Below are 24,789 nucleotides of genomic sequence, written 5' to 3'. Positions count from 1 at the left end.
CTGCGCGATAGGCTTTACCCCATGAGCACGGAAACCGCCGACCCGAACCTTGCCGAAATCGATCGCTGGCCGACCGAACGCGCCGTGATGGCGATGTTCGAGGGGCAGCGGGAAGCGGTGGCCTCGATTGGCTCGCAAACCGAAGCGATTGCGCGGGCTGCCGAAGCGGCGGCCGAGCGACTCGGGGATGCGGGGCGGCTGGCCTATGCGGGCGCAGGCACTTCCGGGCGCGTCGGCGTGCAGGACGGGGTCGAACTGACACCGACCTTCGGCTGGCCGGAGGAGCGGTTGGCGTTTTTCCTCGCTGGCGGCGAGACGGCGATGATGCGCGCGGTCGAAGGCGCCGAAGACGATGCCGAGGCAGGACGCGCCGCCGTGCGCGACGCCGCTTTCGGGCAATGCGATGTCCTGATCGGCGTGGCCGCCAGCGGACGCACGCCCTACACTATCGGCGCGCTGGAAGAAGCGCGGTCCCGCGGTAGCCTGACCATTTCCTTCAGCTGCAATCCCGATACCCCGCTGCTCGAGGCCGCCGAGCATCCGATCCTGCTCGACACCGGCAGCGAGGCGGTTGCCGGATCGACGCGCATGAAGGCCGGCACCGCGCAAAAGGCCGCGCTCAATCTGCTTTCGACAGCGATCATGCTGCGCCAGGGGCTCGTCTATCGCGGGCTGATGGTCAACATGCGCATTTCCAACGCCAAGCTGCTCAAGCGCGGGATCGCGATGGTGAGCGAGATTGCCGGGGTCGACGATGCGGTTGCAGGCATTGCACTTGAGGATGCGGGCCGCGACATCCGCACCGCCGTGCTCGTTGCGCTGGGGCTGGATCTGGCGGACGCGCGGCAACGGATGGCAGAAACCCCACGCGAATTCGCCGCTCTGGTCGAGCAACTTCGCACGCGTTGAACGATCCGGCATCATAACCGCCAATTGTCCAACCCCAACGATCACTTCTTGCCGCCAAGCTCGCGGTCAATGAAGGCCAGCGACGCGCGATAGCTCACCAGCCAATCGTGGAAGCGATAGAAGTCGTGGCGCTCGTTGGGGAAAGCCAGTTCCTCGAACGGCACGCCGCGCGCGGTCAGCTCGCGCGCGAGCAGCAGTGACTGGCTGAACGGGACGCTGCGATCATCGTCACCGTGGATGATGAGCACGGGCGAGCGCCATTTCGCGATCGAGCCCATCGGCGAGGAATCCCATTGCAACTGGTACTGGCGCAAACGCTCCTCGGGAGAGAAGCTTTCTGCCACAGGCCGAACCATCTGGTGCACGCCATGGAAGTCCACCCCGGCTGCAAAAATGTCGCTATTGCGGGCAAGCGCCAGCGCGGTGAGATACCCCCCCCAGCTTCCGCCCCAGATGCCGACGCGCTTCGCATCGACATCGCTACGCGCGGCGAGCCATTTCCCGCCAGCCAGCACGTCGCGATATTCCGATGCCCCGGCCCGCGCCTTGCCCTGCGCTTCTCGGAACGCGCGGCCATAATTGGTCCCGCTGCGATAATTAACCGACAGGACCGTATAGCCGCGCGCGGCGAGTTCCTGATTCATGATATAGGAATTGCTGTAGTAGTACATCGCGCTGAAAGCGGGCACCATCTGCCGCCGCGGCCCGCCATGCACGAAGATCAGCGCCGGGCGCTTGCCCTTACCGACACCATGGAACAACTGCCCGTGGACAGTCACGCCGTCATCCGACTTGAACGTCACCACCTCCGGCTGGCGATAGGATGGCACTTGCGGCACCAGGCCGAGCGCGGTCATCGAGTCCACCAGCATCATATGCGCGGGATGGGTGGCATCGGTGACGGTCGCAGCGAGCCTGTCGCCGCCGAACACCGGATAGAACGCAAACTGGTTTTCGGGCGTCAGCGCCTTTGTGCGCTTGCCATCGAGATCGACCCGGAACAGCCTCCGGCTATCGAGATTGCCGGGATTGGCGCTGTAAACCATCGCTTTGCCATCGGGTGTGGGCCGGAAATTCTCCACCTCATTGGCGTCGGGGGTCAGGTCACGTGCATCTCCTGCACCAGTTGCAGGAACGGCATAGATATGCAGCCAGCCGGTCCGCTCCCACGGGAAGATCAATTGCCCGCTCTTGAGCCAGAACAGATTGCGCCCGCGCGTGCCGTAATATTGGCTGCCCTCGCCCTGCGGGGCAGACCAGACCGTCTTCACCGCCCCGCTCGCAACATCGACCACGCGCAGCGACCAGAACGAGGCGGTGCTGTTCTCCAGCTCGGCAGGAGGCTCAAGGTACTGGATGAAGGCAATCTTGCTGCCATCGGGCGAGAACGCCGGATCGCTCGCATAGCCCAATGTCGAACCGAGATATCTGAGTGTCTGGCTATCCAGGTCGATCAGCCCGATCAGGCTGTGGCCCGAGCGCGCTTCCTGGAACAATATCTGCTTGCCATCGGGCGACCAGATCAGCTCCTCAACCTCGCCGGTGACCTTGGCAATGCGATAGGCCTGCCCACTGGGCGACCACAGCATGATCATGCCCTCGCGCGTGAAAGCGATCCGTTGACCATCGGGCGCGAAGGCCGCGCCATGCCCCTGCCCGATGCTTTCAGGCGCGGCATTGCCCGCCGTGTCGAGCACGTAGAGCGTCTGGCGCGGCGCGACGAGCGCTGGCCCGGTATTGGGAAGATCGCCATCGGGAAATTCGGCGTCGCCTCCGCGCACGAACGCCAGCCGCGTGCCATCGGCATTGAGCGTCAGTCCAGACAGCTCGATCCCGTCGTCGAGTGTATAGTCAGTCCTCTGACGCCCCTTGCCATCAGGCCCAGCCACCCAGATATTGCGCACACCCGCTTGGTTCATTTGCCAGGCGAAAACCGGCGCATCGGCAGCGCCGACCAGCCCGCCCTGAAACGGGACCGCCAGCTTCTGCGCGAAACTGTCGGTCGCGTCTGCCGGTTGGGCGTGAGCCACAGCAAACGGGACAGTGCCGGCAAGCGATACGCCAGCAAGTCCGATACAGACGGCACCGAGGAGTGAGGTCAAGCCCTTCGTCCGGGCCAAGCTGGAAGTCCTGATGCTCGCGGAGCGGCTGCTAGTCATCGCTTGTTCCCCTTCACAGAATTCCACGCCGCGATCACCGCGTCACCGCTCTCGCGTCGCAGGTTCTTGATATGCATTTCGCCGTGGCGGGTCGTGTGGACACGGTTGGTCAGCAGCGTCCACGCAAGTCCGCGCTCGAAATCGATCCACAGGCCGGTCCCGGTAAATCCGGTATGGCCGATCGTCTCGTTTGAACACGCCATTCCGCCCGACCAGCCACCGTAAGCGCGTTCCCAGCCGCAAGTCCGGCTCTGATCCATCGGCTGGCGGATTTCATCCATCATCGCGGGCGAAAGGATATTGCCCTGCATTAGATCGCGCGCGAAGCCGAGCACGCCATCGACCGTGCCGAACAGTCCGGCATGGCCCGGTGCCTCGCCGAGCGCGGCGGCGTTCTCGTCATGCACCTCGCCCTTGAGCACGCGCCCGCGCCATGAACAACGCTCGGTCGCGACCGCCAGGCCCGGTGGCGGGCCGTAAGCCAGCCCCTCGCCCAAAGGCCACGCCGACAAAGGCTCACCTGTAATCCGCTCGATGGCGATACCCAACAGGATGAAATTGATGTCCGAATAGACCGGTGGCCCCATCGGCCATTCGCGCTGGAGCACGAAGGCGCGCATCCGTGCCGGATCGTCGCCATAGGTGTAGATCGGGAACACAGCAGGCAGGAAAGTGCGATGCACCAGGCAATCGCGAAACGTCAGTCGCCGTTCGGGCGCGTGGGCGACATCGTACTGGCGCAGATCGGGAATCGCATCGGTCAGCGGTCGGTCGAGGTCTAACCGCCCCTGCTCGGCGAGCTTGAGCACCATGGTGGTCGTCGCGATGACCTTGGACACGGAGGCAAGATCGAACCAGTGATCGCGGGTCAGTTCCTCGCGTTCCGGTTCCAGCGCAGCCATGCCCGAAAGGCGCACCGCCATGTTACCCTCGCCATCCACCACGCCGAGTGCGGCGCAAGGGACCTTGCCTTCATCGACATAGCGTGCGGCCGGTTCGAAGCCGCCATTGCAAATTTCTTCGATCATACTGGTCTCTCCGGCCCGGCGGAAGTTCCGCGAGGGACGACTTTGGCAAGCAGCGGCAGGAACACCACCGCCATGATACTGAGCGCTCCCGAGAGCATGAAAAAGCCGTCATAGCCGATCTGCTGCTGCAAGGTGCCCGATGCTCCGGCGAGCAATCGCGCCAGCAGGAAGGCAAAACCCGACAGGAAGGCATATTGCGCCGAGGGAAATCTGGGGTTCACCAGCATAGAGAGGTAAACCACGAACACGGCCCCGGCGAGGCCATTGCCGAACTGGTCGGCGGCGACGCAGGTGTAGAGGATCCAGCCATGCGCCTGACTGTCCCACAGCCAGATGTAGACCCAATTGCCGAGCGCTGCGACCACCGCCCCAAGCGCCAGCGCCCAGCCGAGCCGCCAGCGCGCGGAGATCCAGCCACCGATAGCGACGCCGACCATGCTCGCAGGCAAAGCCACCGCGCCATCGGCAATCCCGATCTGGTCGAGCGAATAGCCGCGCGCATTCCACATCGGGTGCGACAGCGTCAGCGCAAGCACGTCTCCGACCCGGTAAAGCGATACGAAGCCCAGCACGAGCAGCGTCGCAAACCCATAGCGCCAGAAGATATCGACATAGGGCCCCAAAGCGGGCGAGCGCCGCCACGGCGCGTCAGGGCCCATCTTGCGGATGCGTGGCAGGGCAAAGGCCAGCCCGACGAAAGGCAACATGCAGATCACCAGCACATAGGGGGTGACATTGCTTTCGGAGGTGATCCCCGCCGCGCTGAACACCTCCAGCGCCAGCCAGCCGACGATGGCCGTCGCGATCGAGGACAACAGCAGGATCACGACACTCGCAATGATCCCCTTGACCAGCGATCCGCTGCGTTTCGCGCTGGCGTCGGGATCACGCCGCATCGCCGCCAATATCGGAAACGGCAGGAAGGCGAGCACCGCGATGGCGAGATAGGCCCACATCCAGTCAGCCCGTGCAGCCACCAGCGCAGCACCGCTGCCCGCAGCGACCATCGCGCTGCGATAACCCCACAGGTTCGCCGCGACGATCGGCCCCTGCTCCTCCTGCGACGGCGCAAGTTCGATGCGCCAGCCATCGGCGGCGACTTCGAGCGTGGTGGTCCAGAACGCCAGCAGGATTGCGAACAGCGCAACCAAAGGGAGGTTGGTGTCGCTGGCGGTGAAGGCCATCGCCACCATCGACGAGAATATGCCGAGCTGGGCGAGCATGATCCACCCGCGCCGCTTGCCCCAGAAGGCGGAAAAGCCGGGCACGTTGAGGCGGTCGACAATCGGTGCCCAGAGGAATTTGAACGTCGGCAGTAGCGCCACCCACGCGAAGAAGCCGATCAGCACGATATCGATGCCATGCCGCGCGAGGCGCAGCGTCAGCACCGCGTTGAACATATAGAACGGCAGGCCGGCAGAAAAGCCGAGCAACAGGTAAAGCAGCAGCAGACGCCGCTGGTCCGGCACGATGGCCTGCGCCTTGCCCCCCTCCGCGCTGCTCATCCGGCGCGCCCCGCCGCCCGATCAGCCATGATCGTCCTTCGCGGTTGCCGGGGTCAGTTCGAACACCTTGCCCGGATTGAGCCGACCATCGGGATCGATGGCGCGCTTGATCGTGCGCATCAGATCGACTGCCGCATCGCCGTGTTCGCGCACCAGCGCCTGACGCTTGCCCAGCCCGATGCCGTGCTCGCCGGTGCAGGTGCCGTCAACCGACAGCGCATGGTTGACCAGGCTGTCGTTGACGCGCCCTGCCCGCTCCCATTCCTCGGGCTTTGCCGGGTCCAGCACGAACAGCACATGGAAATTGCCATCACCCACATGACCGACGATGGGCGCGGTTAATCCTGCCTCCTCGATTGCCGCGTGAGCCCCGGCGATGGCGTCGGTCAGCCGCGAGATCGGGACGCACACATCTGTCGACCAGACCACCGCACCTGGGCGACTGGCGCGCGCCGCGGGCAAGGCGTCATGGCGAGCGCGGAACAGCCGGTTGCGCTCGTCGGCATCAGTGGACATGGCAAAGTCCCGCCCGCCCAGATCCCTGCCGATAGCCTCGATGGTGGCGCGTTGGTCTTCGATGATCGCCTCGCTGCCGTGGAGTTCGATGAACAGCGTCGGCAATTCGGGCAAGTCGAGGTGCGAATAGACATTGCAGGCACGGATTGCCGCCGGATCGAGCAGCTCCATGCGCGCCACCGCCACCCCCAGCTGGATGGTGTTGATAACCGTCGAAACCGCGCCTTCGATGGTGTCGAAGGTGAAACTTCCGGCGAGCACATGCTCGGGAATGCCGTGCAGCCGCAACGTCGCCTCTACCACCAGCCCAAGCGTTCCCTCCGAGCCGGTAAACAAATGCGTGAGATCGTATCCGGCTGCCGACTTGCGCGCCCGCGATCCTGTCTGGATCAGCGTGCCATCAGGGAGCACCACTTTGAGCGCCAGCACCGTCTCGCGCATCGTGCCATAGCGCACTGCATTGGTCCCCGAAGCGCGGGTGGCGATCATGCCGCCGATGGTCGCATTGGCACCGGGATCGAGCGGGAAAAACAGCCCGGTCGTGCGCAATTCTGTGTTGAGAGCAACCCGCGTCACCCCGGGCTGGACGACGCAGAGCATATCCTCCGCGCTCACTTCAAGAACGCGGTCCATGCGCGAGAAATCGACCGTGAGGCCCAACTCTACGGGGCTGGCGTTACCCTCCAGCGACGTTCCCGCCCCGAGCGCCACCACGGGCACTCCATGGCGATGGGTAGCCGCCATCAGGATGCAGACCTCCTCGGTCGTCTCCGGCTGGACGACCAGGGCGGGAATCAGTTTGGCATGATGCCCTTCGGCATAGGCGAAGGTTTCCAGGCGCGAGGGGTTGGTGATCCAGCGTTCGCCGAATTGCGGCGCCAGTTCGGCGGTCAAGGCTTCGAGCGCAACGTTCATCAGTCCGCCCTGTGTGTGGCGTGGAGGAAGCTGGCATCGTCCATCAGCTTGATCCGCGGGAAACGCTCGCGGGAGTCTGCGGCGCGCTCCAGACCGCGCAGTTCGGTCAGCAGGGCGTTGGCCGCGCCCTGCCCACTGGCGGAAAGCAGGCTTGCGGGCGTCTCGCAGTCGAACACATCGATCAGCCGCAGGAAGCCGTCGCTGGCCATGGCGATCTCCTGCCCATCCTCGATCGGCACCTCGGTGCGGCGCAGATGGTCTGCCGCCTCGGGCGCGAGTGAGAAGATCCAGTAACCGCCTTCGCGATTCATGCGCTTGCGGTCAGTCTTGAGCTTGGGCGCGATTTTTTCGATCAGTTCCCGTCCCTCCAGCCCCGGCGTTTCGGCGAGGATCGCGTTGGTGTGGGCGATGGTCTCGTTCTCTTTCGCCGACTGTCCGGTTCCGATCACCACCACCTCGCCGTCGCGCTCGATCAGCGTGCCGCAATCGCCAAGCGAGACGATTTCCAGTTCACCATGACGCGCGCGGGCGAGCATGAAGGCGGCAGAAGGCAAGGTCGCATCGGGCTGCAACGGCCCAAGCTGAACGGTTTCAAATTCATCGCGACAATGAGCGATGGCAGCGCGCACCAGCTCTTGCAGGCCTAGATCGGGCTCGGCATTGACCAGTGCGGCGAAGGCGGCATTGGCGGTTTCGGCCAACCAAGCCGCATCGCTGGGCGTGTCGGTCAGCTTGTCGCCAGTGCCGGTAGCGCCATCGATCACCCACATGGTGTCGCGAGCGTAGCCCACGCGATCCTCATTGCAGTCGGATCCGGGGTCGGACAAAGCGACATTGATTTCTAGCATTCGCGCTCGCGCCTTTATTCCACTTCGCCCGCCACATCCTGACTAGGATAGCCCGAATGGCTTGGCCACCACATTGCCCGCCCATTCCGTGCCTTATGCAGGCAGGTTATGTCTGCCACGGTGCAACGGATCAGCCGCCGCGCAGGGTCCGCACACCGAAATCGCGTTCGAGCAGGTAAAGCAGCACGCGCGCGGCATTTCCGCGCTCTCCGTCCAGCCCGCCGTCGCGCTCGACCAGGAGGCAGGCATCGTCATGCGCGACCGGAAGCAGGCGCGTGATCTGTTCCAGCGTGGCGAGTTGGAACGGCGCATCGCCCGACTGGCGCGTGCCCAGCAGTTCGCCACCGCCGCGCAGGCGCAAGTCCTCCTCCGCAAGCCTGAACCCATCCTGCGTTTCGCGCATCAGGGCGAGCCGCGCACGCGAGGTTTCGCTGAGTTCGCCCGAACGCAACAACAGGCAGACCGATTTCTCCGACCCGCGCCCGACGCGCCCGCGCAGCTGGTGAAGCTGGGCAAGTCCGAAACGCTCGGCCTGCTCGATCACCATCAGCGTGGCGTTGGGCACGTCCACTCCCACCTCGATTACCGTGGTCGCGACCAGCAGCTTGGCATCGCCCGACACGAACCGTTCCATCGCGGCGTCCTTGAGCTCGCTGGCGAGCTGGCCGTGGACCATCGCGACATCGTCACCGAAACGCTCTCTCAGCGCAGCAAAGCGCGCTTCGGCGGCAGCGGTATCGCCTTCCTCGCTGTCACGCACCATCGGGCATACCCAATAGGCCTGTCCGCCGCCCTCGATATGGCGCGCGATGCCTGAGACGACTTCGTCCAGCCGCTCGATGCCGACCACCCGGGTATCGATCGGCTGGCGACCGGGCGGCAGTTCGTCGAGCTTGCTGACATCGAGCTCGCCATATTGCGCCAGCGTCAGCGTACGCGGGATCGGGGTTGCCGTCATCGCCAGCACGTGCGGGGTGCGCTTGCCCTTGCTCGCCAGCATCAGCCTCTGCGAAACGCCGAAGCGATGCTGCTCGTCGATCACCACCAGCGCGAGGTCGCGATAGGCGACCTGATCCTGGAACAGCGCATGGGTGCCCACCACGATATCGATGCTGCCATCCATCAGCCCCATCAGCGTCGCCTCACGCGCCTTGCCCTTATCCCGCCCGGTGAGGATGGCGATATTTGCGCCGGTGGGTGCCGCCATGCGACGCAAGGTTTCGTAGTGCTGGCGCGCCAGCAGTTCGGTCGGCGCCAGCAAGGCCGCCTGCGCCCCGGCCTCGACCGCGATCAACATGGCTTCCAGTGCCACCACGGTCTTTCCCGCGCCGACATCGCCCTGAAGCAGGCGCAGCATCGGCGATTGCTGCGCCAGATCGCCTTCGATCTCGGCAATCGAGCGTGTTTGCGCACCCGTCAGCGGGAACGGCAGCGCGAGCTTGTCACGCAACCGGCCATCGCCATGGAGCGGCTGGCCCTGCCGCTTGCGATTGTCCGCCCGCACCAGCATCAGCGCAAGCGCGTTGGCAAGCATCTCGTCATAGGCCAACCTGTCGCGCGCAGCCTCATGCTCCCCGCGATGCGCCAAATGCAGCGCATCGCGCCAGTTCGGCCATTGCTGCGCATCGAGCTGGCTGGGTTCGATCCATTCGGACAGATCTGGCAAACGCTCGAGCGCCTGAGCCACCAGCTTGCCGATCAGCGGCTGGGTCAGTCCTTCGGACAAACGGTAAACGGGTTCGCACAGATGGCCGAGGCTCTCGCCACCCTCTTCCAGCACATGATCGGGGTGAACGATCTGAAGCATATCGCCATAGCGTTCCAGCTTGCCCGCCACCCAGCGTTTCTCGCCCACGGGCAACTGTTTCTTCGCGTTGTAGGACGCACGCCCGAAATATGTCAGCGCCAGCACATTGCCCACCGCATCCTGTGCCAGAACGCGATAGGGGCCGCGCTGGTTGCGGCTCGCCCGATGCTCGGTCGGCGTCAGCGCGATGACGATCTGTTCGCCCTCGCCAGCTTCGTCAAGGTTCTGCACCGCTCGCCGTGAAACGAAGCGTTCGGGCAGGTGATAGGCAACATCCTTGACCCGCGTCAGGCCCAGCCGGTCCAGCGGCTTCTTCAGTTTCGTTCCGACGCCATCGAGCGTATCGACTTCGGCAAACAGCGGATTGAGCGCATCGGATCGCATGGCCCTGTCCTAACCGATCGATCCGATTCTGCGAAGCCAGCCGTAACAGGCTTGTCATAATGCGAAATTGAGCGTCTACTCCCGCTCAGGCGACGCTCGACGGGGGGACAGCGAACGCCAATCCTCCGCGGCGATAACAGCCAGAACCGACAGGGTCGTATGTCCAATCCATCAAGGAGGGAATACGATGATCCGCAAACTAGCAATAGCAGCAGTCCTTGGAACAGCCGTCTTCAGCTATCCCGCTGTGACGCATATCGGGGCACCTGCGCAGGCACAGGCCGCCGAGGAAGAGGAAGCACGGACCACATACCGGATCGAATTTCTCAAGCTCAAACCCGGCATGGGCGAACGCTGGAACGAAATGGGGGAGAAGTATTTCGGCCCGGCAACCAAGGAAGCGGGAATGGAACAACCCGCGATCCATTGGCTGTCGTCCGGTCGGTACGACATCATGATGGTGTTCAAGATGCCGCGCGGGATGGCGATGCTGGACAGCCATAACCCGCCCGAACGCACGGCATTCCGCAAGGCGCTGGTCAAGGTCGCGGGATCGGAAGAAGCGGCCAAGAAGATCATGGCAGAGGATGAAGCGATGACCGCCGATTCCATGGTCGTATACAGCCATACCCATCCCTGACGCGCGCGCCCTTCGCTTGAATGCGAGGGTGTAATGCGGCTAGAGGGGCACTGGATTGTCGAACCCGGTGCCCCTTGACCCCATGACCAACATACTTTCCTTCGAAACTCGTATCGCCCGCAGCCGCTTTCGCGCATGGCATCGCGGCACGCGCGAGGCGGATTACATGATCGGCGGGTTCTTCGATCGCTATCACGCCGATTGGCGGGAGGCAGAGCTAGTCTGGTTCGAGGCGCTGCTGGACGAGGACGATGTCGATGTGATGGCGTGGGCGCTGAAAACGCAGGCCGTGCCCGAACGCTTCGCCGGCCCGCAGATCGAGGCGATGCAGAAGCTCGATTACGTGACAATTTGATCCTAATTGGCCGCGCGGCTTGCCTGACGGGCCTGCGCGACTAAATGGGATACTCCAGCCCCCGCCCGAACCACTCGGGCGGGTTTTCGTGTTTGCGCGGAAACGCGATCACGCCTGATCGATTTGGATGACGATGCCCGATTTCACTCGCATTCTCGAAGCCACGAAGCCCCTCACCCTGTCCTCCGTTGCGCGCGGAGCGCAGGCGCTGGTGATGGCCGATATGGCACGCGCGGCGCGCTCGCGCGCGGTGTTCATCGCACCCGACGATGCGGCGATGCACGCGATCAGCGAAGCGGCGCGATACTTCGCACCAGAGCTGGACGTAATCGAGTTTCCGGCGTGGGATTGCCTGCCCTATGACCGTGCGAGTCCGGCGTTGACGGTCAGCGCGCGAAGGCTTGCCGCTTTGCACCGACTGCAGGCGGGCAAGCCCGAACACCAACTGGTCGTCACCACGATCAACGCGCTCACCCAGCGCGTCCTGACGCCCTTCCGCATCCGCGAGACCGTGCGCGAGTTCAAACCGGGCATGGACATCGGCATGGAAAGCCTCGCCGCACTGCTCAAGCGGCAAGGCTATTCGCGCACCGACACGGTGATCGACGCAGGCGAATTCGCCATCCGCGGTTCGATCGTCGATATCTTCCCGAGTGGGCTCGATCAGGGATTGCGGCTCGATTTCTTCGGCGATGAACTGGAAAGCCTGCGTACCTTCGATCCCAATACGCAGATGAGCACCGGTACGCTCAAGTCGCATCTGCTGCTGCCCGCGTCCGAAGCCCTGCTGGATGACGCGAGCATCAAGCGCTTCCGCGGGCGTTATCGCGAACAATTCGGCGCTGCCGCCACACAAGATCCGCTGTACGAGGCAGTCAGCGAGGGGCGTCGCCTTGCCGGGATGGAACACTGGCTGCCGCTGTTCGAAGACAAGATGGTCAGCCTGTTCGACTATTTCGCCGGGGAAGACGTGTGCGTCATCGACATCGCGGCCATGCAGGCGGGCGAGGAACGGCTGGGCGATATCGCGGACTATTTCGAACAACGCCAGAGCGCGACCGGGCAAGCCAAGGGTAGCTATCGCCCGCTCACCCCATCGGCACTTTATCTGTCGTCCGAGGAACTTGCGCAGGGACTGGACCAGCAGCCCGTTCACCGGGCCACCGCGTTCGCCGAACCCGAAAGCGCTACGGTGATCGATTTCGGTTTCCGCTCGGGTCGCGACTTGGCCCCCGAGCGCGCGCGGGGCGAAAACGTCTATCCGATCCTTGCTGAGCACCTCAGATCCGTCTCGAAAAGCGGCAAGCGACCACTGCTCGCCGCCTATTCGGTCGGCAGCCGTGCGCGCATCGCCTCGATCGTCGAGGAAGCGGGCACGCCGGTCCAACTGGCCGAAAGCTGGCAGGAAGCGCTGGGTAAATCGGCCAAGGGCAAGGCGGTGGCCATCGTCCTGCCGCTCGACGCCAGCTTCGCCAACGACGAGCTGGAATTGCTCACCGAGCAGGACGTGCTGGGGGACCGGCTTGTCCGCAGGCGTCGCAAGCGCAAGGATTCCGATGCCTTCATGGCGGAGCTGTCGGCGCTCAATCGCGGCGATCTGGTCGTGCATACCGAGCATGGCATCGGTAAATATCTCGGCCTCGAACCGATCACCGTCGGCAAGAGCGCGCATGACTGCGTTCGCCTCGAATATGCAGGCGGGGACAAGCTGTTCATCCCGGTCGAGAATATCGATGTCCTCTCGCGCTATGGCTCGTCCGAGCACGCCGTCCAGCTTGACCGGCTCGGCGGCGAAGGGTGGCAGCGACGCCGCGCGAAGATGCGGGAACGCATTCGCGAAATCGCGGGCGAACTGCTGCGCACCGCCGCCGCGCGCGCCTTGCGCAAGGCGCCCGTCTTCCCCGTCGATGACAGCTCGTACAACCAGTTCGCCGACCGTTTCCCCTGGGAGGAGACCGAGGATCAGGACCGCGCCATCGCCGATGTGCTGGCGGACCTAGAAAGCGGCAAGCCGATGGACCGGCTGGTCTGCGGCGACGTTGGTTTCGGAAAGACCGAGGTCGCGCTGCGCGCCGCTTTCGTTGCGGCGATGAACGGCCAGCAGGTGGCCGTGGTGGCCCCCACCACCCTGCTCGCACGCCAGCATTTCGAGAATTTCTTGAGCCGCTTTTCGGGCTTCCCGCTCAAGGTCGGACGCCTCAGCCGTCTCGTCTCTGCGCGAGAGGCAAAGGAAACCCGCGATGGCCTCGCCAATGGGCAGGTCGATATCGTGGTCGGCACCCACGCGATCCTGTCGAAACAGACCAAGTTCAAGGATCTCGGTCTCGTGATCGTCGATGAGGAACAGCGTTTCGGCGTCACCCACAAGGAAAAACTCAAACAGCTGCGCGCCGACGTGCATATGCTGACGCTGACCGCCACGCCGATCCCGCGCACGCTGCAAATGGCGATGACGGGGCTGCGCGAACTCTCCACTATCCAGACGCCGCCCGTCGACCGGCTGGCTGTGCGGACCTACGTCATGGAGTGGGACGAGATCGTCGTGCGCGAAGCGCTGCTGCGCGAGCATCATCGCGGTGGCCAGAGCTTCATCGTTGTCCCGCGCATCTCCGATATGCCCGAGCTGGAGGCATGGCTGCGCGAAGCCGTGCCCGAAGTGAAGGTCGTCGCCGCGCACGGTCAGATGGCTCCGGGTGAGATCGAGGAGCGGATGAGCGCCTTCTACGAGGGCAAATACGATGTGCTGCTGTCGACCACCATCGTCGAAAGCGGGCTCGACCTGCCTGCCGCCAACACCATTATCATCCACCGCGCCGACCGTTTCGGCCTTGCCCAGCTTTACCAGCTGCGCGGGCGTGTGGGCCGCTCGAAACTGCGCGCCTATGCCTATCTCACCTATCCCGCCGATACGCAGATCAACGAGGTCGCGGAAAAGCGCCTCAAGGTGCTGGGCGATCTCGACAGCCTCGGCGCAGGATTCCAGCTCGCCAGTCACGATCTCGATATTCGCGGCGCAGGCAATCTGCTCGGCGACGAGCAATCGGGCCATATCCGGGAAGTCGGCTTCGAACTCTATCAGGCGATGCTGGAAGACGCGATCCTGGCGGCAAAGGCGGGCGAGCTGGGGCTCGAACCCAAGCGCGATACGGTCAGCCCGCAAATCACCGTCGATGCGCCGATCATGATCCCAGAGGATTACATTCCCGATCTGGCCGTCCGCATGGCGCTCTATCGCCGCCTCAACGATGCCGATGGCAAATCCGAGATCGAGGCGCTGGCCGCAGAAATGATCGACCGCTTCGGCCCCTTGCCCTCGCCCACGGCCAACCTCGTCAAGCTGATCGAGATCAAGCATCAGGCCATCGCCGCCAATATCGCCAAGATCGATGTCGGCGCGGCGGGTACGCTGGTCACGTTCCATCGCGACGATTTCCCCGATCCGGCTGGTCTGATCGCCTATGTCGACAGGCTGAAGGGCACGGCCAAGCTGCGCCCGGACATGAAGCTGGTCATCAACCGCGCTTGGGGCGATCCGCAAAGCCGCCTCAACGGGCTCTACCAGCTCACCCGAGGACTGTCGGGCATCCTGCGCAAATCGTCGAAGAAAGAAGCCGCTTAGGCTGCGTCGGCAAGCTTGCGAAACTCTTCCGTGGATACTGGCAGCGACCGCAGAAAGCCCTGGTAATAGGCCGCCCCTTCGCGCTGGAGGATGGTCCTCTGCATGTCCTGCTCGACCCCTTCGGCCACGATGCCAAGACCGAGTGCCCGCGCCATGGCGGTGATCCCGCGCAGCACCGCCAGATCGCGTTCGTCATCGGCAATACCCTCGACCATCGAACGGTCGAGCTTGAGCATGTCGATCGGGAGGATCTTGAGATAGCGGAAATTGCTGTAGCCGGCGCCAAAATCATCCAGCGCGACCGAAATTCCGCCCTCTTTCAGTGGTCGCAGGGCGCGCGTCACCTGCTCCAGTTCGGCCAGCAGGACCTGTTCGGTAATCTCGATCGTCAAACGGTCGGCGGGAAAGCCGCTGCGCTCGACCATTTGCAGAAATTCCGTAGCGAAGCTGCCCGCCGCGAGGTCCGATGGCGTCACGTTGATCGATAGGCGCAAGTCGGCCGACCAACGGCTCGCCTCGGCCAGCGCCCGTTCGGCAATGTGGCGGGAAAGCTGGGCAACATGGTCAGTGCGCTCCGCCAGCGTGAACAGCGTATTCGCTCCCAACCGGCCGATCTCGGGATGCTGCCAGCGCGCCAGTGCCTCGGCCCCGATCAGCGCGTCATCCGGCAACGCATATTGCGGCTGGAACACGATTTCGATCTCGCCGCGATCGATCGCCGCCAACATGTCCGCCTCAAGCTGCTGGTTGGACACCGCAACATGGGCAAGTTCGCCCGACACCCACACCACCCGGCGTCCGCGCTCTTCACGCGCACGGTGCAAGGCGTCCGCGAGCTGATCCAGGATCATGTCCGGCGTATCGCCAGAAACCGCGCGCATCAGTGCGATACGCGGCCATAGCCGCACGGAATTGTCATCAATCGGTGTGGCGATCGGCATTGCAATTGCGTCAGCCAGCGCCTCGGCAAACCATTGCCAGCGTTCACGGCTGCACCGGTCGCGCGCGACCACCAGGAAGGTTCCGCCGCCTACGCGCGCCACGACCCATGCCGCGCTTTCCAGCTCGTCGGCGGCGAAGTGGTCGATACGACGGGCAATTTCGATCAGTGCGGCATCGCCGGTGTGCTCGCCATAGGCGATGTTGACCGTCTCGATCCGCCCCACGGCAATCAGCATAGCATGAAGCGGACAAACGCCAGCCGAACTGGGCCACTCATGCTGCCACGCAGCGATGGTGGATTTGCCCTGTTCGAGATCGGCGAGCCCAGTCAAGGGATCGCCCGGAAGGGGGGTTTTCGAAGCCATTAATTGCCTTGTCTGTGCGACCTGATTTTTATTGAGCGATCTCACAGCACTTTTGGCAGGGCGAGTCACTGCGCATTGCCAATATCACCTGGTGGCCATAGCCTTTTCCACCAGCGAAGGGTAGCCAGTTCGCAATTGGGACAGTTTCGAGGAATACATGCCTGAATTTTCACGCCTCGCACTGGCGATATCCGACAGCGAAAAGGCACAGGCCGTCGCCGACGAATATCGCGCCCTGAATTGCTGGGTGCCGATGGAAGATGCGGAAGCCGTGGTGGTAGTCGGCGGCGATGGCTTCATGCTCCAGACGCTCCATGCCATGCTCGATTCGGGCCGCATTCTGCCCGTTTATGGCATCAACCTCGGGACGGTCGGCTTCCTGATGAACCGCCCCCGTATCATCGATAAGCTGCTGACGCGGGTTGCCAAATCTAACCCCCACACAATTGCGCCCTTGACGATGGAGGCGACCACCCGCGACGGGACGCGCTACGAATATTGCGCCATCAACGAAGTCTCTTTGCTGCGCGAAACGCGTCAGACCGCCAAGCTCAGGATCACGGTCAACGACAAGGTGCGGATCGACGAACTGGTCTGCGACGGGGTGCTGGTTTCTACACCCGCCGGTTCGACCGCTTATAACCTTTCCGCCAACGGACCGATTCTGCCGCTCGATTCGAACCTGCTGGCGCTGACCCCGATCAGCCCGTTCCGCCCTCGCCGCTGGCGCGGAGCCATACTGCCGGACCGCTATTCCGTCGCTTTAACGGTCAAGGAACCGGAGAAGCGGCCCGTATCGGTCGTCGCCGATCAGAAGGAGGTGCGCGATATCGAACATGTCACGATCCGGGTGACGCAGGACAACCATCTGACCTTGCTGTTCGACCCCGGCCACTCGCTCGACGAACGCATTGTGGCGGAGCAGTTTCTGGTCTGATCGCGACAGTTTGTAAAAAATGCTCATCCACCCGCTTGCCAAAGCCGCGCGCCGCCCATATAGGCGCACCCCTGCCGATTTGGCTGCTCCCCGATAGCTCAGCGGTAGAGTAGGTGACTGTTAATCACTTGGTCGTTGGTTCGAATCCAACTCGGGGAGCCATTCTTCTTCACATGCCCAGCAGCAAGCGCCCGCCGACCCACAGGGTCAGCGCGGCGGTCAGCCAGCGGATCCATGTCGCAGGCAAGATGCGCGAGGCCAGCAGGCTGCCGATCTGGCCCCCGATGGCGACCGCGATCAACAGAGGCAGGCCCAGCGTGACCGCGGTCGAAAGATTGTCCGCCCCGCCCTTCAGCAATTGCCCGGCGAGCCCGAACAGCGAGTTCACGAGGATGAACAGGCTGGCCGTGGCAGCAATCGCGCGCGCGTTGTTCCAGCGCACGAGGTGCAGGAAGGGCGCAAGGAAGATACCGCCCCCGATCCCGACCAGCCCGGCGAGATAACCGATCGGTGCGACCAACAGCGGCATGAAACGCGCATAGCGGGTCGGCTCGACGTCCTCCGGCAGTGCGCCTTCCGTCGAAGCCTTGCGCACTGGGATCAGCAGGGTGACGCCGGTTACCACGAGGCTCGCGCCGAGGATCAGCAGGAAGGGGTGCTTGTCGATCGGGGTCAGCCCGCCGAGGAAGGCTGCAGGTGCAGCAATCGCGGTCAGCAGCAAGGCCCCGCGCCACGGCATTATGTTGAGGCGCGCAAAGCGGATACAGCCGCCGGTCACCACGATGATGTTGCAGGCGAGCGCCAGCACCGGCATCAGGCGATAATCTATGCCAGACATCGCGAGGACCGCGTTATAGGTCGACCCGCCGCCGTATCCGACGCTTGCGTAGAGGACGGCGGTGATGAAGAAAATACCTGCGGTGATGAGCATGGACGCGCTCCTATCGGCCAATCACTGCGAGCGCCAGCCCGACGGAGGATCACGCTATGAGCCCGGAAACGATTGACCTCGGAACAGGTCTCGTCCGCGCCACGAAGGAACGGGCGAACGACGTCGGCGACATCACTGCCGATGCCTTCCGCGAAGATCCGTTCAATCGCTGGCTGTTCGGACGGGCCGACGGGATGGCGAACGCGTTCCGGGCGCTCGCACGGCATGTCTATTGCCCGCGTGGGCTTGCCTATACTCTCTACGATGCAGGCGCAGCGATGTGGATGATGCCCGGCGGCGACCTCGAGCCGCCGCTTGCCGCAAAACCCGCCCTGTTATGGGCGATCATGGGCAAGAGCAGCCGCGGCGCCTATGCCCGCGCCAATCGCGCCATGTCGGCGATGGAGAAGGCGCATCCGACCATGCCGCATGTCTATCTGTTCACCATCGGCGTGCGTAGGGCGCAGAGGGGCAAGGGTCTGGGGCGAAAATTGATCGCCCCGGTACTGACCGCCTGCGACCGCGAAGGCCTGCCCGCCTATCTCGAAAACTCTAACCCGGCCAATCGCGGCTTTTACGGTTCGTGCGGGTTCGAGCGTATAGGCATGATCGAAGCGGAAGCGGGCGCGCCGCCGCTCGAAGCCATGCTCCGGCAGCCGCGCGCCCTTTGAAGCTTTTGTCTGCGCTCAGGCTTCCGCGGTCATTGCGCCGTGGCAGTGCTTGTACTTATTGCCCGAACCGCAAGGGCATGGCGCATTGCGGCTGATGTTCATCGCCGCATAGGGGTTATTGGTATCCGATCCGCCCGGCCCAACGGCAGCGCGCGGGCTACCGGCGAGCGAGCCGAACAGTTCGGGCCGAAGTGCCGAGCCGTCTCCGTCGCCCGAATCTTCCAGCCCCGTAAGCGGATCGATATGGCCAGTCAGGAAATCGGGCAGGCCGGCCAGAACCGCCTGCGGCACCGGCTCGGGTGCTGCCTGCATGATCTCCAGCTTGAGCAATTGCCCGGTCACATCCTCGCGCAGTTGATCGAGCATCCGTTCGAAGAGGCTGAACGCTTCCTGCTTGTATTCGTTGATCGGCGTCATCTGCGCATGGGCGCGCAGCCACACCACCTGGCGCAGCGCGTCGAGCGTTGCGAGATGTTCTTTCCAGTGGAAGTCGAGCGAGCGCAACAGCAGGCTTTTCTCGAACATCCGCCATTGCTGCGGATCGGCCTGCGACATCTTGCCGTCCATCAGCTCATCGGCCATCGCGACCAGCCGTTCCTCGATCAGTTCGGGTTCGATCCGGTCCTCTTCCATCCACTCGTCGATTGGCGGGGTCAGGCCGAGCGCTTCCTCAAGCCGTTCCTTCAGTCCTTCGACATTCCACTGCTCAGGGTACGATCCCGGAGGGCAAGCTTCGCCGACCATCGCATTGATCGTGTCATGGCGCATATCGATGACCACGTCGTCGACCGCTTCGGAATCCATGATCTCGGCGCGCTGGTCGTACACAACCTTGCGCTGGTCGTTCATCACGTCGTCGTATTCGACCACCTGCTTGCGCATTTCGAAGTTGCGCGATTCGACCTTCTTCTGCGCCTGCTCGATCGCCTTGGAGAGCCACTTGGAGCCGATCGCCTCGCCATCGGCGAGGTTGGAGTTCATCATCTTGGAGAACAGCGTATCCGGCCCGAAGATGCGCAGGAGGTCGTCTTCGAGGCACAGGTAGAAGCGCGAGAGGCCGGGGTCGCCCTGACGGCCCGAGCGGCCGCGCAACTGGTTGTCGATGCGGCGCGATTCGTGCCTTTCGGTGCCGAGCACGAACAATCCGCCCGCCTCGATCACCTTGGCCTTTTCAGCCGCGAGCTCGGCCTTGATCCGCTCCAACTCGGCGGGGCGCCGAGGATCGTCCTCGGCCATAGCGCCAAGCTCGTCGTCGATGCGGAATTCGAGATTGCCGCCCAGCTGGATGTCGGTCCCGCGCCCGGCCATGTTGGTGGCGATGGTCACCGCGCCAAGACGGCCCGCCTGCGCCACGATATGCGCCTCGCGTTCGTGGAACCGGGCGTTGAGCACCTCGTGCTTGACGCCTTCCTGATCGAGAAACTGACTGAGCAATTCGCTCTTTTCGATCGACACCGTACCCACCAGCACCGGCTGGCCGATCTCGTGCTTTTCCTTGATCGCCTTGGCAATCGCTTCGAACTTGTCGAGCGTGTTCTTGTAGAACTGATCGTCCTCGTCGATCCGCGACACCGGCTTGTTGGTCGGGATTTCGGCGACGTTGAGCTTGTAGATTTCCCAGAACTCGCCCGCCTCGGTGGCGGCGGTGCCGGTCATGCCGGACAGCTTGGGATACATGCGGAAATAGTTCTGGAAGGTGATCGATGCCATGGTCTGGTTTTCCGGCTCGATCTTGACGCCTTCCTTGGCCTCCACCGCCTGGTGCAACCCGTTCGACCAGCGGCGACCGTCCATCATGCGCCCGGTGAACTCGTCGATGATGATGACCTTGTCGTCCTTGACGATGTAATCGGTGTCGCGCTTGAACATGATGTTCGCGCGCAAGGCCTGGTCGAGGTGATGCACGACCTGCGTGTTCTCGACATCGTAGAGGTTCTCGGTCTCGAGCAGCCCGGCCTCCTTCAGCCGCTCCTCGATCGCGTCGGTGCCCTCTTCGGTCCAGCTGATGTTCTTGGTCTTCTCATCGGCCTCGTACCATTCCTCGTCGATGTCCTTCACGATGGCATCGATGGAGATGTACAGATCCTGCTTGTCTTCGGTCGGGCCGGAGATGATCAGCGGAGTACGCGCTTCATCGATCAGGATCGAATCGACTTCGTCGACGATCGCGAAATTGAACGGGCGCTGGACCATTTCACCGCGATCGTGCTTCATGTTGTCGCGCAGGTAATCGAAGCCGAACTCGTTGTTGGTGCCGTAGGTAATGTCGGCGTTATAGGCGTCGCGTTTCTCGAACTCGTTCATGTTCGGCACGACCACGCCGATGGTCAGGCCGAGGAACTGGTGCAGACGTCCCATCCACTCCGCGTCGCGGCTGGCGAGATAGTCGTTCACCGTCACCACGTGCACGCCCTTGCCTTCGAGCGCGTTGAGATAGGTGGCAAGCGTTGCCACCAGCGTCTTGCCCTCACCCGTGCGCATTTCGGCGATTTCGCCGCGATGGAGAACGATGCCGCCGATCATCTGCACGTCGAAGTGGCGCATCCCGAGCACGCGGATCGATGCCTCGCGCACGGTGGCGAAAGCTTCGGGCATGATGTCGTCGAGCGTCTTGCCCTCGTCCAGCTGGGCGCGGAACTTGGCGGTCTGCGCGGTCAGCTCCTCGTCGCTGAGCGCCTGGATCTGCGGTTCGAGAGCATTGATCTGGTTGACGATCTTGCCCATCGACTTGACGTAACGATCGTTCGACGAGCCGAAAAACGACTTCATGACATTGTTGAACATGGAACTGGGGCTTTCGCGGAAAATGTCTTGGTAAAACAACCCTGCCGCGCCAATGCGCGCCGGGCCGGTGCGTAACTTGGAATGAAATCCGGCGCGCTATTCGAAAGCGCGGTCGATGCCGAAACGCACGGTCGGAACGGCGACCGCGTCGGAAAGGCTCGCACCGGCGATGCCGGATGGAGCCTGCAGGGCCTTGTGTTCGAGCGGGAGGCTGGGCTGGACGATCGAATCGTCCGCCCGAGCCTGCTCGCAACTCTGGCTAGCTTCGGCATGGCTGCCCAGCATCTGAGTCAACGCCGCCTGCGCAGGCGCACCGAAAACGGTGAGGCCGCTGAGCAGGGCAAGCAGGGTGACGATACGCCGGAACATTGCCGCCCTAGATAGTCACAGCGGTCGGACTAGTCCAGCACGGGAAATCAACCTTTCGACGAAACCAGTCAAACAGAGACAATCGTCATTCGGCTGCGTCGGGTACATCCTCGTAATGCACGGAAGTGGTGAGGGTAATCCGTTTGCGCACCGGCTCGCCATCTTTACCGACGAAAGGTCGGTAATGCGGCTTCTTTGCACATATATCATCATTTTCGCCTTCCAAAGTGCCGGTTGCATCGACTTCGCAATGGGTAACTGTTCCGTCCATTTCGATAATCGCAGTTACTCTTACGGCGGTTTCCGGCGGTGGGGTCTGCGCTCCCTCCAGCTTCCAGACAATGCGGGTGGAGTAAACACTTTGGACGGGATTGCCTGACTCATCGGTCGCGGGCCTAAACTTGGCCCTTAGCATCACCGCATCGCAGGCGGCTTTATCGAGATCTGCATTTCCGCTGCTTCGATGCACCGCACAATAGGTTGGCACCCCATCCTCTCCCACCTTGATGCGTACACCGACCGCACCTTCGGCGTTCATATGCAATGCAGCTGGCGGATAATCGTCCGACGGCACCCAGCTTCCCGGATCGATTGCTGTCGGTCCACTCGATTCATCCTTCGCCACTGCCGGTGAAGCCAGCGCGAACATAATGCTAGCAAACAGAAAATATCGCATCGAAGCAGACTAGCCGAAGCGGATCGGTTGTAAATCATTGTTGCCCCTATTGTCCGGCGATAAGGGGTTCGTATGGACCTTAATCCCTCCCCCCTCGCCCGCCCGTTTCCCGATCTCCCGCCGATCGCCGGGGTCACGCTGCGCATTGCCCGTGCGCGCTATAAGACCTGGGATCGCTGCGATCTGACCTATGCCGAACTGGCCGAGGGGACGGCAGTTGCCGGGGTGTTTACCCGCAATGTCTGCTGTTCGAGCGAGGTCGAGCTGGGGCGCGAGCAGGCTCGGCTCGGCTCAGCGCGCGCGCTTGTGGTCAATGCGGGCAATTCCAACGCTTTCACCGGCTATCGCGGACGCGAGGCGGTCGAAGCGATCATGGCGCAGGCAGCCGCCCATCTCGATTGCAATCCAAGCGATGTGTTCGTCTCCAGCACCGGGGTGATCGGCGTGCCCTTGCCGCAGGACAAGGCGCGCGAAGGGCTTGCCGCAGCATTCAATGCCGAGCCATGCGGCTGGCAGGAAGCTGCCGAAACCATCGGCACCACCGACACTTTCGCCAAGGGCGCGGGCGCTTCGGCGATGATCGGCGAGACGCGCGTGGAACTTGCCGCGATTATCAAGGGCAGCGGCATGATCGCGCCCGACATGGCGACCATGCTCGGCTACATCTTCACCGATGCCGCGATCGCGCCGGACTTCCTGCAGGAGATGCTGTCAAAGGCCAATGCGACGAGCTTTTCCTGTATCACTGTCGACAGCGACACCTCGACCAGCGACACCGTCCTGCTGTTCGCCACCGGCAAGGCGGGCAATGCGCGGCTTGAAAGCTGGGAGAGTCCCGGTGCAGACGCCTTCTATGCTGCGCTGAGGCAGGTCTGCCTCGATCTTGCACAGCTTGTGGTGCGCGACGGCGAAGGTGCGGCCAAGTTCATCTCGATTTTGGTAACAGGTGCCGAGAGTGACGCCAGCGCCCGCCGCATCGGCCTCGCCATCGCCAATTCTCCGCTGGTGAAGACGGCCATTGCGGGCGAGGACGCCAATTGGGGACGTGTGGTGATGGCCGTGGGCAAGGCTGGCGAGCCGGCCGATCGCGATAAGCTGTCTATCGGGTTCGGCGGTGTATGGACCGCGCGCGATGGCCAGCCATTGGCTGATTATGACGAAACACCGGTGGCCGCTCACCTCAAGGGGCAGGATATCAATATCGCGGTCGATATCGGGCTTGGCGAAGGCCATGCCGAGGTGTGGACCTGCGACCTGACCCACGGATATATCGCGATCAACGCAGACTATCGCTCGTGAGCCCCGACGCGTTGCACACATCGATGCAGGAGCTGCTGCGTGCAGTCTCGCGCGAGGCGATCCTGCCGCATTACCAGTCGCTGTCGTCGGACCAGATCATGGAGAAGGCTGAGGACGATTTCGTCACCGTGGCCGACCGGCTCGCCGAGGAAATGCTGGCAGAAGGCCTTCAACGCATCATCCCGGGCCTCCCCATCGTCGGCGAGGAAGCCGCGCACGCCGATCCTTCCGTTCTGCAACGGCTCAGGGACGATTGCTGGATCGTCGACCCGATCGACGGCACACATAATTTCGCGCAAGGAAAGCCGCCATTCGGCATATTGATTGCCATGGCATCGGCGGGCGAAGCGCATACCGGGTGGATCTACGATGTGCTGACAGACAGGCTGTGCATCGCCCATCGCGGCAAGGGCGCATTCATCGATGGCGAGAGGATTTCAGCGACAGCGAGCGGCGAGCAACCACCCGTCGCCGCCATCTCGACGATTTTCATGGACCCAGCCGAACGCGAAATGGTCCGCAACCATGTCGCACCACATTATCGGCTGGTCGACACGCCGCGCTGTGCGGCCGAACAATATCCGCGTCTCGCGCTGGGCCAAAACGACGTGTCGATATTCAACCGCACGCTGGCCTGGGATCATGCGGCGGGGGTGTTGTGGCTTAACGAAGCAGGCGGCAAGGCCGCGCGTCTCGATGGCTCACCCTATCGCGTCGACGAGATCGAACGCACCGGATTGCTCGGCGCAGCGAGCCCCGCCCTGTGGGACGATCTCGCCGCGCGTTATGAGCAATTGTCCTAGAGTTCGCCTTCCAGCCAGCTCTTGAGCTGGCTCTTGGGAGCGGCGCCACGCATCTGCGCTGCCGGTTTGCCGTCCTTGAACAGCACCAGATAGGGAATGCCCTGCACGCCCATCTGCCCCGGCACTTCGGGGTTCTCCATGATGTCCATCTTGGCGATGGTGACCTTCTCGCCCAGCTCGTCGCTCAGCTCTTCCAGCGCGGGGGCGATCATCTTGCACGGCCCGCACCAATCGGCCCAGAAATCGACCAGAACGGGCTTGCCGGCGTCGAGGACGTCGGACTGGAAACTGGAATCGGTGACGGCAACGGTCGCCATGGAATTTCTC

General features: G+C 63.2%; 20 protein-coding genes and 1 tRNA gene. 9 read left to right on the top strand and 12 right to left on the bottom strand.

Going from position 1 to position 24,789, the window contains the following annotated elements; translation table 11 throughout:
- A complete protein-coding gene (locus GRI58_RS10515; RefSeq protein WP_272916342.1) occupies positions 1–909 on the top strand; it encodes an N-acetylmuramic acid 6-phosphate etherase in 909 nt (302 codons plus the stop codon).
- A 41-nt stretch (positions 910–950) separates the two neighbouring features.
- On the opposite strand, the gene GRI58_RS10510 is transcribed toward GRI58_RS10515, so the two are convergent.
- The 6 genes from GRI58_RS10510 to recG all read right to left on the bottom strand — a co-directional run bounded on the left by GRI58_RS10510 (position 951) and on the right by recG (position 10,071).
- A complete protein-coding gene (locus GRI58_RS10510; RefSeq protein ID WP_237452235.1) occupies positions 951–3,011 on the bottom strand; it encodes a S9 family peptidase in 2,061 nt (686 codons plus the stop codon).
- A 53-nt stretch (positions 3,012–3,064) separates the two neighbouring features.
- Positions 3,065–4,096, bottom strand: a complete 1,032-nt coding sequence (locus GRI58_RS10505) for a serine hydrolase domain-containing protein (RefSeq protein ID WP_160753543.1) — start codon at positions 4,094–4,096, stop codon at positions 3,065–3,067.
- Positions 4,093–5,601 (bottom strand): MFS transporter, encoded by a 1,509-nt coding sequence (locus GRI58_RS10500; RefSeq protein WP_237452234.1) that lies wholly within the window; start codon positions 5,599–5,601, stop codon positions 4,093–4,095. The genes GRI58_RS10505 and GRI58_RS10500 overlap by 4 nt, the downstream gene beginning before the upstream one ends.
- Positions 5,602–5,622: 21 nt before the next feature.
- The gene (locus tag GRI58_RS10495; protein ID WP_160753542.1) at positions 5,623–7,032 is read right to left on the bottom strand and encodes an FAD-binding oxidoreductase; all 1,410 of its coding nucleotides are present in this window, start codon (positions 7,030–7,032) and stop codon (positions 5,623–5,625) included.
- Positions 7,032–7,880, bottom strand: coding sequence for a protein phosphatase 2C domain-containing protein (locus GRI58_RS10490; RefSeq protein WP_160753541.1), 849 nt, complete (start codon positions 7,878–7,880; stop codon positions 7,032–7,034). Before GRI58_RS10490 ends, GRI58_RS10495 begins: the two co-directional genes overlap by 1 nt.
- Before the next feature lie 130 nt (positions 7,881–8,010).
- Entirely contained in the window at positions 8,011–10,071 is a 2,061-nt protein-coding gene (gene recG / locus GRI58_RS10485) for an ATP-dependent DNA helicase RecG (protein ID WP_160753540.1), read from the bottom strand.
- A 187-nt stretch (positions 10,072–10,258) separates the two neighbouring features.
- Between recG and GRI58_RS10480 the strand changes: the two genes are divergently transcribed.
- The 3 genes from GRI58_RS10480 (at position 10,259) to mfd (ending at position 14,685) form a co-directional block, all read left to right on the top strand.
- Positions 10,259–10,711, top strand: coding sequence for a hypothetical protein (locus tag GRI58_RS10480; RefSeq protein WP_160753539.1), 453 nt, complete (start codon positions 10,259–10,261; stop codon positions 10,709–10,711).
- 82 nt (positions 10,712–10,793) lie between these two features.
- The gene (locus GRI58_RS10475) at positions 10,794–11,066 is read left to right on the top strand and encodes an FAD assembly factor SdhE (RefSeq protein ID WP_160753538.1); all 273 of its coding nucleotides are present in this window, start codon (positions 10,794–10,796) and stop codon (positions 11,064–11,066) included.
- A 133-nt stretch (positions 11,067–11,199) separates the two neighbouring features.
- On the top strand, positions 11,200–14,685 hold the full coding sequence (mfd, locus tag GRI58_RS10470; RefSeq protein ID WP_160753594.1) for a transcription-repair coupling factor: 3,486 nt from the start codon (positions 11,200–11,202) through the stop codon (positions 14,683–14,685).
- Here mfd and GRI58_RS10465 read toward each other — a convergent pair.
- Positions 14,682–15,992 carry a GGDEF domain-containing phosphodiesterase gene (locus tag GRI58_RS10465; RefSeq protein ID WP_160753537.1) on the bottom strand — a complete coding sequence of 437 codons (1,311 nt, stop codon included), beginning with the start codon at positions 15,990–15,992 and terminating at the stop codon, positions 14,682–14,684. The genes mfd and GRI58_RS10465 overlap by 4 nt on opposite strands.
- Positions 15,993–16,149: 157 nt before the next feature.
- Here GRI58_RS10465 and GRI58_RS10460 point away from each other — a divergent pair, with 157 nt between their 5' ends.
- A complete protein-coding gene (locus tag GRI58_RS10460) occupies positions 16,150–16,929 on the top strand; it encodes an NAD kinase (RefSeq protein ID WP_160753536.1) in 780 nt (259 codons plus the stop codon).
- A gap of 87 nt (positions 16,930–17,016) precedes the next feature.
- Positions 17,017–17,091, top strand: a tRNA-Asn gene (locus GRI58_RS10455).
- A 7-nt stretch (positions 17,092–17,098) separates the two neighbouring features.
- Here GRI58_RS10455 and GRI58_RS10450 read toward each other — a convergent pair.
- The gene (locus GRI58_RS10450; RefSeq protein WP_160753535.1) at positions 17,099–17,860 is read right to left on the bottom strand and encodes a sulfite exporter TauE/SafE family protein; all 762 of its coding nucleotides are present in this window, start codon (positions 17,858–17,860) and stop codon (positions 17,099–17,101) included.
- A 56-nt stretch (positions 17,861–17,916) separates the two neighbouring features.
- On the opposite strand from GRI58_RS10450, the gene GRI58_RS10445 reads away from it, so the two are divergent.
- Complete coding sequence (locus GRI58_RS10445; protein WP_160753534.1) at positions 17,917–18,531, top strand: GNAT family N-acetyltransferase; 615 nt, start codon at positions 17,917–17,919, stop codon at positions 18,529–18,531.
- Positions 18,532–18,546: 15 nt separating this feature from the next.
- Here the strand turns inward: GRI58_RS10445 and secA are convergent, their stop codons facing one another.
- The 3 genes from secA to GRI58_RS10430 form a co-directional block, all read right to left on the bottom strand.
- On the bottom strand, positions 18,547–21,315 hold the full coding sequence (secA, locus tag GRI58_RS10440) for a preprotein translocase subunit SecA (RefSeq protein ID WP_160753533.1): 2,769 nt from the start codon (positions 21,313–21,315) through the stop codon (positions 18,547–18,549).
- A 96-nt stretch (positions 21,316–21,411) separates the two neighbouring features.
- A complete protein-coding gene (locus GRI58_RS10435) occupies positions 21,412–21,684 on the bottom strand; it encodes a hypothetical protein (protein WP_160753532.1) in 273 nt (90 codons plus the stop codon).
- A gap of 85 nt (positions 21,685–21,769) precedes the next feature.
- Entirely contained in the window at positions 21,770–22,309 is a 540-nt protein-coding gene (locus GRI58_RS10430) for a TonB family protein (RefSeq protein ID WP_160753531.1), read from the bottom strand.
- Between the two features lie 123 nt (positions 22,310–22,432).
- On the opposite strand from GRI58_RS10430, the gene argJ reads away from it, so the two are divergent.
- Together argJ and GRI58_RS10420 are read left to right on the top strand one after the other, a co-directional pair.
- Entirely contained in the window at positions 22,433–23,659 is a 1,227-nt protein-coding gene (gene argJ, locus GRI58_RS10425; RefSeq protein WP_160753530.1) for a bifunctional glutamate N-acetyltransferase/amino-acid acetyltransferase ArgJ, read from the top strand.
- Positions 23,660–23,682: 23 nt separating this feature from the next.
- The gene (locus tag GRI58_RS10420) at positions 23,683–24,462 is read left to right on the top strand and encodes an inositol monophosphatase family protein (protein WP_160753529.1); all 780 of its coding nucleotides are present in this window, start codon (positions 23,683–23,685) and stop codon (positions 24,460–24,462) included.
- Here the strand turns inward: GRI58_RS10420 and trxA are convergent.
- A complete protein-coding gene (gene trxA, locus GRI58_RS10415; protein WP_160753528.1) occupies positions 24,459–24,779 on the bottom strand; it encodes a thioredoxin in 321 nt (106 codons plus the stop codon). The genes GRI58_RS10420 and trxA overlap by 4 nt on opposite strands.
- Positions 24,780–24,789: the final 10 nt, after the last annotated feature.

The organism is Qipengyuania algicida, from assembly GCF_009828025.1.
In the GTDB taxonomy this organism is placed as follows: domain Bacteria; phylum Pseudomonadota; class Alphaproteobacteria; order Sphingomonadales; family Sphingomonadaceae; genus Qipengyuania; species Qipengyuania algicida.
Note: the sequence above shows the minus strand (reverse complement) of the source record. Positions and strands in the feature narration are given on the sequence as shown.